The following is an 11,651-nucleotide window of genomic DNA, read 5'->3' on the forward strand; positions in this document are numbered from 1 at the left end:
AATTTAATGTTTTAGGCATTAATAAGGCCCTATATGACTCCTTGATTACCTACCGGAACTGATCTACACTAACTATGTTATTCTACCACAGATATAGTCTGTCTACTTACGCCGAGCTGTACTAGACACAACTGTCTCTATGGTTTCGCTTTGGGCTTTTGTTGTGTCTTTTACTAAGGGGGAAAAGCTTTCAGTCATTGTTTGTTATTATTTATCTCAGGAACGACAATGTTATATTACAACAATAATGGTTATTTGTCAATGCCTGAGTTGCTGTAAATACATTGTAGTAGCAAGGGATTGTTGCAATCGCCAGCAATGTCCGCGGTACAATAAAACTAGAGTTTTCTCAGCTCAAGGAGATTTTGAGATGATTGCTACTACTTCAAGTTTAGCCGAACAGAGAACACTGCTAGAAAACATTAGCTGGCAGACCTTTGAAACGTTGCTCCAAGAAATAGGCGATAAGCGAGGTTATCGCATAGCTTACGATGAAGGGAGACTGGAAATTATGGCGCCACTATTTGAACATGAGAACTACAAGAGCAATTTCGGTAATTTCATCCTTGCTTTAGCAGAAGAACTCGACATTGAAATTAAAAGTGCTGGCTCAACTACTCTCAAACTCAAAAATGCCAAAAAAGGCATAGAACCAGATAACTGTTATTATATCCAAAATGAAGCAGCAGTTAGAGGCAGGCAAGAACTAGACTTAGAAACTGCCCCGCCGCCCGACTTAGCAATTGAAATAGATATTACCAGCAGTTCAGTTGATAAGTTTGCAATTTACTCAGCGCTTGGTGTCCCGGAACTCTGGCTGTATAACGGGCGAGTTTTGAAATTTTATCAGTTAGTAGAAACTGAATATATTGAGTGCGACTTTAGTATTGCTTTTCCCTTTGTATCGGTAGCGGAAATGGCTGGGTTTTTCCCTCGCACTCAAACCATAGGAGAAATTGCTTTGCTGAAATCCTTTAGAACTTGGGTTAAAGGGAAAATATAGCATCAGGAATTACGGACAAACTGGCTTTTATTGTGGGGAGTTGGTAAGATCGTGTCCGCAGTCAGTAGTAGGATAAATAGGTTTGTATTCAGGACTTTAGTCATCTCTAAACTATGAGGACTAAAGTCCTGAATACGAACTTTATAACGGCGGACACGATCTAAATTCAGATAATTAAAACTCCCTAATTTCAGGATGGATAAATTGATAACCAGCCGCCTTAATCTTTTGATTCGATACCCTCGCATTGTAAGGCCGCACGCTAGGACTTCCATCCCAAGAAACTTTAGGCAAATTATTAGCTTCAAAAATGCGATCGAGTAATTCGCCACTGGATAGCGACACATGGCCGACTAAATTATAAATCCCCTGCAATCTATTGTCCAAGGCAAAGGTCAATCCCCCAACTATATCATCTCGATGCACCCAATTTGTCGCATCTTCCCCCGCACCGGGACGAGTTGTCCCAGCCCAACGTCCAAAGATTTTAACTAATTCTCGCCCGGGCCCGTAAATGCCACCCAAACGCAGAATGCACACGTGCAGGTTTGGACTCGATGCTGCTAATAAAACTCGTTCTGTTTCGGCGAGAATTTCACCGTTGGGATTGGCTGGCGCGACGGGCGATTCTTCGTTTACCAGTTTACCTTGACAGTCGCCGTACACTGAATAAGTACCCGTATAAATCACTTGCTTGACTGTCGGTATCTGCTGTAAAACTGATACCAAAGTTGTCGCTGTCTCTAAGTAACTTTCCCGATAAGCTTGAGGATTTGGAGCACCGACGCACAGCATAACAGCATCTTGGTTTTGCAGTAAACTCGCGATCGCCCCTGCATCATTTCCCTTGAGCACAACCACCCGCTGGGCGACACCCTCCAATTCGCTAACTCGGCTCGCCGTCGTAGTTGTCGCCGTCACGGTACAATCAGATTTACCTTGTAAATGTCGGGCTGTCGCAGTACCCACATAACCGCAGCCGACGATCGCAACTTTCATCAAAAATTCTCCATTTTGTCATAGCCTCTAAGATTATTGCCGGTTTTTGCGAGGATTCGAGGTCAGGTTTGTGGTACGATCGAGATCGTCGATCGCGATCGGAGCTGCATCATGTCCGAAGGAGATATTTTTGCTACATCTTCAGAAACCGAACTTTTAGCTTTTTACCGGAGAAATGGGTCTAAAGCCCCGTCCTTCGCTTGACGGCTTTTTCTTAATCTTAAGGCTTCTAATGAGTTCCCTTAAGACATCTGATTTGGATCGTCCTACTGATTTGCAATAGGCTTCTAATTTCTCAAACTCTTCATCAGTCAGCCTGAAGAACACGCTCTTTTTCATTGCGTAAATATATCTAAATGATATACAATAGTAGCATGAAGACATTGAAGTTCAAGCTCTATCAAAGCAGTCGAAATAAACACCTTAAGCGGTCTATCAATGCTGCCGGGGTGATTTATAACCATTGCATTTCCCTTCACAAGCGGTACTACCGGATGTGGGGAAAGCACTTGAATTGCAGCAAACTTCAGAGCCATATCGCCAAACAGAGAAAGCGTAAAGCATTCTGGCAACTGGTAGGCTCTCAAGCGGTACAGGATATCTGTCAACGCATCTCGATCGCCTACCAGTTGTTTTTTAAGCATCACAAAAAAGGAGTTAGACCACCAGGATTCAAGAAAGTTCGACGGTACAAGTCATTCACCCTGAAACAAGCTGGCTATAAATTCTTAGGCGGCAATCGCGTCAAGATTGGAAGCAGGGTTTATCAATTCTGGAACTCTAGACCCATTGAGGGCGCTGTCAAGACTCTGACTATTAAACGTACTCCATTAGGGGAGTTGTTCATGGTTGTAGTCGTTGATAGCGTGAAAGAATCAGAAACCAAATTCGAGACGAGTAGAATCGCTGGATTTGATTTTGGTTTGAAAACGTTCCTCACTTGCTCGGATGGTTCCAAAATTGAATCACCGCAATTCCTGAAACAATCGCTCAATGCCATTAAGAAAGCCAGCCGCAACCATTCTAAGAAACGGAAAGGTTCTGCCAATCGAGAACGCGCCAGATTAAACCTGGTACGCAAGCATGAGGATGTGGTGAATCGTCGCTCTGATTGGTTCTGGAAGTTGGCGCATGAATTGACAAATCGATTTGATGTGCTGTGTTTTGAGACGTTAAATCTCAAGGGAATGCAGCGTCTTTGGGGACGCAAGATTTCTGATCTCGCGTTTGGTGAGTTCGTTCAAATTCTCGAATGGGTGGCAACGAAGAAAGATAAGCAAGTGATTTTCATTGATCAATGGTATCCATCCTCTAAGACTTGTAGCCGTTGTGGGCACGTCTTGAAAGAGTTGGATCTCAATACAAGAGAATGGCGCTGCCCGTCCTGTCAGTCCGTGAACGGCAGAGACGAAAATGCAGCTAAAAATATTTGTGCGGTTGGGGCATCGACCGAATCGGTAGGCGATGTTAGACAGGCTACGCCTGCAATCGCTGTTTGATCTTAGAATCCCCTCGCCTTCAGGCAGGGGAGTATGTCAAGGTTCTTTATTTGCGATCGCAGCCGCCGACGGTTCCGTTGATATTGACGAACTAAATTTGTTGTTTAAAACCATAAATTTAGACAAGTTTTCCGACTCAGCCAAGGCTCAAATCCAATCCTACACTGCGACTCCACCATCTCTGGGCGCAGGTTTGCAAACACTCAGTCAGTCAAAAGAACCGCTGCGGTTGGGAGTGATGTATTTTGCGATCGGCATTGCTTTGGCAAATAATACCCTGCATCCCACAGAAAGCGAGGCGATTCAATCCGCGAAAAAAATGCTCGCAGTTTCCGATTTGCAAATTCAAGCCATGCAAGAATTCATCGCAGACATGAAACAAATACAAGAGACTGCGCCCAAAAATAATCAAGCATCAGCATCATTTAATACTGCTGTTTCCCAGCTCAAAAATAATGGCATTCCTCTCGATTTAATTGACCCAAAAATAACAACCACAAACCTCAGCAATCCGCAACCAGGCTATTCCGATGAAAGTTTTTGGGCAAAACTTAAAAAATTTGCTTTAAGCGCTGGCCGAGAAGTAGTTGAAAAAGCTTTGACGCTTTATTACACTGCTCAAAATCCCAAGGTACCGGCTTGGGCAAAAACCGTTGTTGTGGGAGCTTTGACTTATTTTATATCTCCGGTTGATGCGATTCCAGATATATTAGTCGGTGTCGGATTTACAGACGATTTGGGGGTGTTGCTGGCGGCGATTGCTACTGTTTCGGTGTACATTAATGCTGAGACTAAAGCACAAGCACAGCAAAAAATGAATGATTGGTTTGGTAAATAAGATTATCGGCGTTTCATGACTCGCAATTTAATAGGTTTGTAGTAAGGACTTTAGTCCTAATTTACTTAAAATTCAAGAGAGGAGTGAAGTCCTAAAAGGTTCGATAGTTCGGACTTTAGTCCTGATTTACTTAAAAATTAAGAAAGGACTGAAGACTGAGGACTAAAGTCCGAACGATCGAACCTGAATCATTGGTTTGGCAAATAAGATTATCGGCGTTTCATGACTCGCAATTTAACAGGTTCGATCCTTCGGACTTTAGTCTTTCATGACTCGCAATTTAACAGGTTCGATCCTTCGGACTTTAGTCCTAATTTACTTAAAATTCAAGAGAGGAGTGAAGTCCTAAAAGGTTTGTAGTAAGGACTTTAGTCCTGATTGGTTTAAAAATTAAGAAAGGACTGAAGTCCTCACTACAAACCTGTTCTATAAGGTTTGTAGTAAGGACTTTAGTCCTGATTAGTTTAAAAATTAAGAAAGGACTGAAGTCCTCGCTACGAACTTTTAAGAAAGGACTGAAGTCCGAACGATCGAACCTTTAAGAAAAAACTGAAGTCCGAACGATCGAACCTAGGGAAGCTCGCGTTCAATCTTAAATTGGCTTACCTTCTCGATTGACAATACGGCTTTCACCATCTTTAGCCGTGACATTTTCATAAACCCCTTCATCCCGCTTTACATACTTGCTGAAGCCCTGATTTTTATAATCAGTGTCGGATGTCGGCTTCATCAACCTCGGAGCGCTCAGCATTCGGCGTACCGGAGTATCTGCCGGAGTATCCCCGGGTTCGCACTTAGCCAACTCGCACAGTTGGCCCCAAGTCGAAACTTCCAGGTTCATGCTGTGCGAAACTTCTAACTGCTGGTTGTTTGTGGGACACAAATAATCGTATAGAGGCATACTAAGAATCTCGCTTGCAACTACTAAAATTACTAATTGCACGGTAACAGTGAGTATTATAACTCAAAATCACTAACAATTCAAGCCAAAAAAGCAAAGTTTACTATTTTTAATGGTTGTTAAAACACTAAATCAGCTATATTATTAACCCTGTGCAGTTGCTCCCGAATGCGATCGAGACCAAACGCAATAGTACGCTACCCTGAAATCCTCTGACTCGATCGACGGCTAGCAAATGCCCTCAAGACTTCTCTGAATGCCGTCAAAGGATTTATCGTCATTTTCAGACTGCGCCCAAACTACTGATTCTAAGTTTCAAGTTTATTCATCTATATCACCAGTGAGGATTTACCGATGAGCGATTTCAAAGTTACGCCAGAAGTAGAGCTGAATACAGCTCAAATGTTGGAGCGATACCAACTGCAAGATGAGATTATTCTACGGCGTTGGGCAAAACTGCACGGCATCAACAGCTCTCGCGGTTTCTTCTATCCCAGTGAAGTAGATTTGATGGATCACGCTCACCATCACCTCTACAATTTGGGAATGAGTGTTGCTGAGTATCAAAGTCTTTTAGACCGCCACCGCAGCCATTCTCAGACATCAGGCGACCAAAATAAAACAGTAGCAAGTCAAGTTGCTGACGAAGCATACGATGCCATAGAAATGCTGACTGATCAGTATTCGGAAGCTATTGATTTAATGGGAGAACGTATAGCAGACCATTTCATCGACGAACTCGATTTATCTGTAATGCGACACCTTTCTCAAAAAGTTAAAGACCGCCGGACTCTCAACGGTCAAACTAAAAAACCTAACCGTTTTCTCCAAGTGATTAAAGCTGTGTTGCAACCTAGCAGCGAAAATACGCTTCTGGTTCCCAGAAAAGATGATGACTCTAGTTTAGAATTAGAACACCATCACCGACTCGGCTAGCCGATTGATTTGCAAGGCTAAGCGCTACTTGTAGCCGTAAGGTGCGCCCGGTCGCACCCTACATAATGGGGGGTCTGCCCCCAGGAGTATCAAGGTAATAAACTTGCTGTTTTTAACCAGCCTAATTTACCTTGCAATTATCAATTTAAGACTGGAGAAAGATGTGTTTTGCACCGGAATTACCTAAAATATAGGTTTAATCGAAATAGTTAATCTAGCTAAAGGTATAGAAATGATTAAATCGTGGATGGTAATTGGAGCAGTCGCCTTGATAGTAGCTTTGGTGATTAACAGAATCCCGCCCAGCGATATCCAGTGGTTCAACCGCTTGCAGCGTCCGAGATGGCTAGTATTTGAAAAAGCAATTCCTATAATTTGGACAGTAATTTTTATTTGTTTGGCTTGGTCAGCAGTGATTGTTTGGGAAAAAGCACCGGGCACTCAGGAGACTTGGCTGAGAATGGGTTTGTACCTGCTTTTAGAAATAGTAACTATGTCTTACACGTCGGTTATGTGCAAAGTTAGGAGTCTAAAAGTCGGTACGATAATCGGTGGAACTGGCGCAATTTTAAGCGTGTTGCTAGCTTTGAGCGTGTTGCCAGTTTCTGGATCGGCGACCTTGTTATTGCTGCCTTACATACTCTGGAGTCCGATCGGCACTTACACCACTTGGGCAATGATGCACCTCAATCCGGCGGATGTTTAATTGATAAAAGGCTTTAGTTATCTAGGAGAGAAGGAAGAAGGAAAGATTTGTAGGGTGTGTCGCCACCAACAATTTCTATATTCAATCGAAAATCTCACGGCGACGTATCTGGCAAATACTGTTGTTGCATCATTTTTAGAGCATCGATCAAAAATCTTGTTAAAAAAAATGTTGGGCGGAGTGAAACTGAGGGTTGTCTTGTCACTGTTGAAGCTGCCGGGTGCGTCGCTATTAGATTGTCTGTCTTTGTTGAAGATGGTCTGGGGCGACACACCCTACGGAAAACTTCAATACAAAAATCCCAAATCGAAAATCGAAAATGGTATAACCTAGCGGCTCGGAGACTTGCTCGGAGGCTCGGTTTCGGGTGGTTCGGGAGCCGGAGACGGTGACTCAGCAGCCGGAGGATTCAGCAATTCCTCCCAAATTTTGATTTGCGATCGCGCTTGCTCAAAAGCCCGAGAACCCGAGGGAATTTTCTTCAAAGTCGCGATCGCCCCAGCCAGATCCGACGACGATTGTTCCACGCCCATCGCCAAAATCCGCTGGCTCCACTCCTCAATCGCCTCGCTAGCCTGCCAGCGGAGCGAACTCGTATCGGGTACCTGAAGGGCCAGCGTAATTGCTGCTTGCAAAGCGTCAGCAGTCCCGGCTTGGGCTGCTGAGCGGGCGCTCTGCAAGCCTTGCTCGCCCTGCAATTGAGCTTCCCAGTTCCGAATGTTCGATCGAGCTTCCTCATATAGCACCCTTCCCGATCGAATCCGGCGCGCCATCTCAATAGCCTCGGCCAAATTGCCCCTAGCCGCTAGCTGCTGAGCTCTCTCCAAAAACGGCTGGTCTTGAAGGCGCTGTCTTCTCTCGATCCAAGCTTGAATTTTGGTTTGAGCTTCCGCGTACAGCGCCCTTCCTTGACCGATTCGAGAAGCTTGAGCTACGGCTGCTTCCAGGGAATTTGGATCGCCGGTAGTCGCTAAATCGTTAGCTCTTTGCAGGTACGGACTGTCTTCTAGCAGTTCGATTTGACGGCTCAAGCGATCGATTTGAGTCCGAGCTTCCTTAGAGCGGGGATTTGATTCCGGGACTGTTTGCAATTGGGCGATCGCAGCCCTCAAATCCTTGACTCCTCCCGGCGCCGCCAGCCTGTTTGCCAAATCTAAAACTTTGACATCAGACATTTCCTGCTGCCAGCGGCCGACTAAATCTTGAGCTTGTTTGTACAAAGGGCGGCCGTCTTTCAACTTTTGAGCCAGCTCGATCGCCTTAGACAAACCCTCAACAGAGCCTGTCAAAGCCTGAGCGGTAGCCTGAGACAACTCGTTAAAATCCTGTACTTGTTCCTTTAAATTTGCAGTTTCTGGAATCTTGTTAGCGATCGAGATCGCCTGCTGCCAATCGCCTGCTTGCAAGCGTTTTTGGGCGATCGCCATCACTTTCTTGCTAAATTCGGCGATCAGCTTATTGGCTGCTTGATACAAATAACTGTTTCGATCGATGCCCTGAGCCAGCTTAATCCCCGTCACCAGATTGTCGAGCCCTCCCTCCGAGGCTGTATTCCTGGCTTTTACCAACTTATTGCCCTCAGCCTTTGTCGTCTGAATTACCTTAGTGAGTTCCTCATACTTCGTCGATTCCCAAAAAGTATTTCCCGTATCCAACAGCAGAGTGGCTTGGCGGAAAGCCAGCCCCCACTCTTCCTGACGCAAGTGGTCTTCTGCTGTGCGGTAAAGTTTCTCTGCATCGCTCCATGTTGACTGCCACTTTTCAATCTGCTGTTGCACCGTAGCGTAAGCGGGAACGTCTTGAGGAACCTTGCGGGCGATCGCGATCGCCTCATCCAGCTTTCCTTCATGGAAACTAGAATTTCCCAACCTCAGAATATCCTGCGACCAGCGATCGATCTGACCGTTAATTCTCGGTCGCAGCGGGTGGTCTTGTGGCAAAGCATTCACTAATTCGATCGCGTGCAGCAAATCATCCGCCGTCCGCTTGCTAGCTGATTCTTGAGCGCAAAAAAAGCGATCGTTAGCAGAAGCCGTCGGCCAAAAAATCTTCGAGCAATTCGACTGCGAGGTCAAGTTGAGCAAAGACGAAATTGCCACAAACCCCATACCCACAGACACCAGCAAACTCACCGCCAGCCAAAACTGCCATTTCTTCGACCAGAAACGCCACAGCCGATAGGGGTCAAGTGGCGGTTGCGAGTTTTCTCCAGACTCTTTCGGCTGCTGTTCCAGATGCCCTCCCGGCAGTTTTCCTGAAGTAACCAAATCTCGGATCTCTTTAAGTCGCTCAGCGCGATTTTTCCTAGCTGGAATTGGCACTAGCGAGGAAGTATCCTTTTTTGACTCCAAGGATTCTGATGCAGACCAACGGCCTGGTGTTTTGCGATCTTGACTCATAAATCTCCGCTCACCACAAACAGCAACCAGCCAGTGTTAGTTATTTTAAAACTGCGATCGCTGATATCTACTGCTCTATAGAATGTATCCATCACTTTGACATACTCCCGCAGGCGGAACACTGCAAGAGCCGTAGCTTGCGGGGCGGGACGCCATCGCCCTTTCGTTGCCCCAAACAAAATTTCGTGATTAGGTAATAGATAATGCGTAATTGGCAATTGGTCAAGGCCGTCATCCCCAACTCGCACTCAATAGAGCCAATTACACATTATCGTCTCAAGAACCGGAATTCGATCGCAAATCCCCGATCAGTTCGGCAAGTTCGTCGCTGTTAGCCTTATAAACCTCATTGCAGAAATGGCAAGTAGCCTCAGCCCCGCCATCTTTTTCGATCATGTCTTGGAGTTCGGCTTCGCCCAACATTTTCAGAGCTCCCAAAACTCGATCGAACGAACAGCCGCAGTGAAAGCGCACCATCTGAGTTTCCGGGAAAATTTCCAGGCCCATATCACCGAGTAAATCTTCCAGAATTTGGTGCAGAGTTTTGCCCGATTGTAGCAACGGCGTAAAGCCCGACAGTGCAGCCACCCTAGATTCTAGAGTTTGCACGAGTTCTTCATCCACAGCCGCCTTCGGCATAACCTGCAACAGCACGCCCCCAGAAGCTTGCACCCCCGCCGCCCCCACAAACACGCCCAAAACCAAAGCCGAAGGCGTTTGTTCCGACGTTGCCAAATAGTTAGTCAGATCGTCGCCTATTTCGCCGGAAACCAATTCTACCGTACTTGAATAAGGGAATCCGTATCCCACGTCTCGCACGACGTACAAATAGCCGTCACCGATGGCTCCGCCGACATCAAGTTTGCCCTTAGCATTGGGCGGCAATTCCACTGAGGGATTGCTGACATAACCTCGAACCGTGCCATCGAGTCCCGCATCAATCAGAAGTCCGCCCAGGGGCCCATCTCCTTTGATGCGAATGTTGACTCTCGATTCAGGCCGTTTCATGCTGGAAGCAAGTAACAGCCCTGCTGACATCGTGCGTCCGAGGGCTGCTGTAGCGACGTAGGAGAGCTTGTGCCGCTGTCTTGCTTCTTCGGTGAGGCGGGTGGTAATGACGGCTACAGCGCGAATTCCACCGTCTGCGGCTGTAGCGCGAATTAATTGATCTGCCATGAAAAACCTGACTTGTCTTTTGATACTGCTGGAACTATTTTAGAAGGTTGTCACGAGAGATAGCAGCAGTTGAGTTGGTGGGTATGGGCGATCGAGCTTCACGACTGCCGTATTTTTTAGCTCGAACCTCGATCGAGGTTTTGTGAATAAATAGTGCGATCGTATCCGCTCAATAACTCGGGGTAACAGCAAAAAAGAAGGTTCAGAATCTAGGCACAGCATGGTAGAATATGATTCATGACGCAAGAATCATCTCCTCAAAAATTAGTAGAGACCTTACTGCAAAGCATTGACCCATCTGCAATTGCTGACGAATCATTGCGTCGTACAGTGTCCATATTGCTGAACCTTATAGAGCAATTGCAAGCAGAAACCAGAGAATTTGGCGTCAGAGAATCAAAGATTAAAACACGAAAACAATCGCCTTAAAGGAGAACAAGGCAAACCCGAGGTCAAATCTAATAGAGCGAAAAAGTTAAAAGAGAACTACTCATCCGAAAAAGAGCGAAAAGCACCAAAAAAGCACATTAAAAGTAGTAAAAATGCTCTGGTCAAAGTTGACCGAGAAAAAATCCTGGAGTATCCTGAAGCAGAACTACCATTCGATGCAGAATTTAAGGGTTATGAAGAGCTAATAGTTCAAGACATTTTACTGAAAACAGATAACGTATTATTCCGGAAACAGAAGTATTACTCACATAAAAGAAAAGAAAACATAGGTTTCACCCTTACCATCCGGATATGATGGGGAGTTTGGTCCCGGAGTAAAAGCCTTAGTTATCAGCCTTTACTACGGAGGCAACATGACTCAAGGAAAGCTATTAGATTTTTTAAGCAATATTGGGATTTCGATGTCAGCCGGTTATTTATCAAATCTACTGGTGAAAAAATCCTTAAATTTTGAATCGGAATTTAACGAAGTGTATATATCCGGAGCGAGCAAGTAGCCCTTGGCAACACTTAGACCAAACAAGTGCGCGTGTAGGGGGAGTAAATCACACTACAAATATAATTTGTAACCCCTTATATACAGTTTATTCTACAACTTTAAGAAAAGACCGATTAAGCGTACTTGGAGTATTACAGAACAACCCAGGGAGCATCCCGGTTTTGTAAATATCCGAATAACAATAGTCCGGACAGTTTTCAATGACCAACGGTAGAATGCGGGTTCTGGGTTCCAGTATCTGTGAA

13 protein-coding genes are annotated in these 11,651 nt (G+C 45.3%); 6 read left to right on the plus strand and 7 right to left on the minus strand.

Annotation, left to right across the window (positions count from 1 at the left end):
* Nucleotides 1-370 precede the first annotated feature (370 nt).
* A complete protein-coding gene (locus tag JGK39_RS31795; protein ID WP_293262407.1) occupies nucleotides 371-1,003 on the plus strand; it encodes a Uma2 family endonuclease in 633 nt (210 codons plus the stop codon).
* A gap of 174 nt (nucleotides 1,004-1,177) precedes the next feature.
* Here the strand turns inward: JGK39_RS31795 and JGK39_RS31800 are convergent, their stop codons facing one another.
* Together JGK39_RS31800 and JGK39_RS31805 are read right to left on the minus strand one after the other, a co-directional pair.
* On the minus strand, nucleotides 1,178-2,002 hold the full coding sequence (locus tag JGK39_RS31800; RefSeq protein ID WP_293262404.1) for an NAD-dependent epimerase/dehydratase family protein: 825 nt from the start codon (nucleotides 2,000-2,002) through the stop codon (nucleotides 1,178-1,180).
* A gap of 156 nt (nucleotides 2,003-2,158) precedes the next feature.
* Nucleotides 2,159-2,386, minus strand: coding sequence for a ribbon-helix-helix domain-containing protein (locus tag JGK39_RS31805; protein WP_366049560.1), 228 nt, complete (start codon nucleotides 2,384-2,386; stop codon nucleotides 2,159-2,161).
* On the opposite strand from JGK39_RS31805, the gene JGK39_RS31810 reads away from it, so the two are divergent.
* A complete protein-coding gene (locus JGK39_RS31810) occupies nucleotides 2,377-3,501 on the plus strand; it encodes a transposase (protein ID WP_293262398.1) in 1,125 nt (374 codons plus the stop codon). The two genes, JGK39_RS31805 and JGK39_RS31810, sit on opposite strands and share 10 nt — an antisense overlap.
* Complete coding sequence (locus JGK39_RS31815) at nucleotides 3,467-4,339, plus strand: DUF1232 domain-containing protein (protein ID WP_293262395.1); 873 nt, start codon at nucleotides 3,467-3,469, stop codon at nucleotides 4,337-4,339. The genes JGK39_RS31810 and JGK39_RS31815 overlap by 35 nt, the downstream gene beginning before the upstream one ends.
* 592 nt (nucleotides 4,340-4,931) lie before the next feature.
* Here the strand turns inward: JGK39_RS31815 and JGK39_RS31820 are convergent.
* On the minus strand, nucleotides 4,932-5,240 hold the full coding sequence (locus tag JGK39_RS31820) for a zinc ribbon domain-containing protein (protein ID WP_293261955.1): 309 nt from the start codon (nucleotides 5,238-5,240) through the stop codon (nucleotides 4,932-4,934).
* Between the two features lie 354 nt (nucleotides 5,241-5,594).
* Here JGK39_RS31820 and JGK39_RS31825 point away from each other — a divergent pair, with 354 nt between their 5' ends.
* Together JGK39_RS31825 and JGK39_RS31830 are read left to right on the plus strand one after the other, a co-directional pair.
* Nucleotides 5,595-6,176 carry a hypothetical protein gene (locus JGK39_RS31825; RefSeq protein WP_293261958.1) on the plus strand — a complete coding sequence of 194 codons (582 nt, stop codon included), beginning with the start codon at nucleotides 5,595-5,597 and terminating at the stop codon, nucleotides 6,174-6,176.
* A gap of 232 nt (nucleotides 6,177-6,408) precedes the next feature.
* Nucleotides 6,409-6,882: a TspO/MBR family protein gene (locus JGK39_RS31830; protein WP_293261961.1), complete on the plus strand. Its 474-nt coding sequence runs from the start codon at nucleotides 6,409-6,411 to the stop codon at nucleotides 6,880-6,882.
* 329 nt (nucleotides 6,883-7,211) lie between these two features.
* Here the strand turns inward: JGK39_RS31830 and JGK39_RS31835 are convergent, their stop codons facing one another.
* The 4 genes from JGK39_RS31835 to JGK39_RS31850 all read right to left on the minus strand — a co-directional run bounded on the left by JGK39_RS31835 (nucleotide 7,212) and on the right by JGK39_RS31850 (nucleotide 10,703).
* Complete coding sequence (locus tag JGK39_RS31835) at nucleotides 7,212-9,281, minus strand: hypothetical protein (RefSeq protein ID WP_293261967.1); 2,070 nt, start codon at nucleotides 9,279-9,281, stop codon at nucleotides 7,212-7,214.
* Complete coding sequence (locus tag JGK39_RS31840; RefSeq protein ID WP_293261970.1) at nucleotides 9,278-9,460, minus strand: hypothetical protein; 183 nt, start codon at nucleotides 9,458-9,460, stop codon at nucleotides 9,278-9,280. The genes JGK39_RS31835 and JGK39_RS31840 overlap by 4 nt, the downstream gene beginning before the upstream one ends.
* 97 nt (nucleotides 9,461-9,557) lie before the next feature.
* A complete protein-coding gene (gene hslO / locus JGK39_RS31845; protein WP_293261973.1) occupies nucleotides 9,558-10,457 on the minus strand; it encodes an Hsp33 family molecular chaperone HslO in 900 nt (299 codons plus the stop codon).
* Between the two features lie 39 nt (nucleotides 10,458-10,496).
* On the minus strand, nucleotides 10,497-10,703 hold the full coding sequence (locus tag JGK39_RS31850; RefSeq protein WP_293261976.1) for a hypothetical protein: 207 nt from the start codon (nucleotides 10,701-10,703) through the stop codon (nucleotides 10,497-10,499).
* 136 nt (nucleotides 10,704-10,839) lie between these two features.
* Between JGK39_RS31850 and JGK39_RS31855 the strand changes: the two genes are divergently transcribed.
* Entirely contained in the window at nucleotides 10,840-11,202 is a 363-nt protein-coding gene (locus JGK39_RS31855) for a hypothetical protein (protein WP_293261979.1), read from the plus strand.
* Nucleotides 11,203-11,651: the final 449 nt, after the last annotated feature.

The sequence above is a fragment of the Microcoleus sp. PH2017_12_PCY_D_A genome, assembly GCF_020738565.1.
In the GTDB taxonomy this organism is placed as follows: domain Bacteria; phylum Cyanobacteriota; class Cyanobacteriia; order Cyanobacteriales; family Microcoleaceae; genus Microcoleus.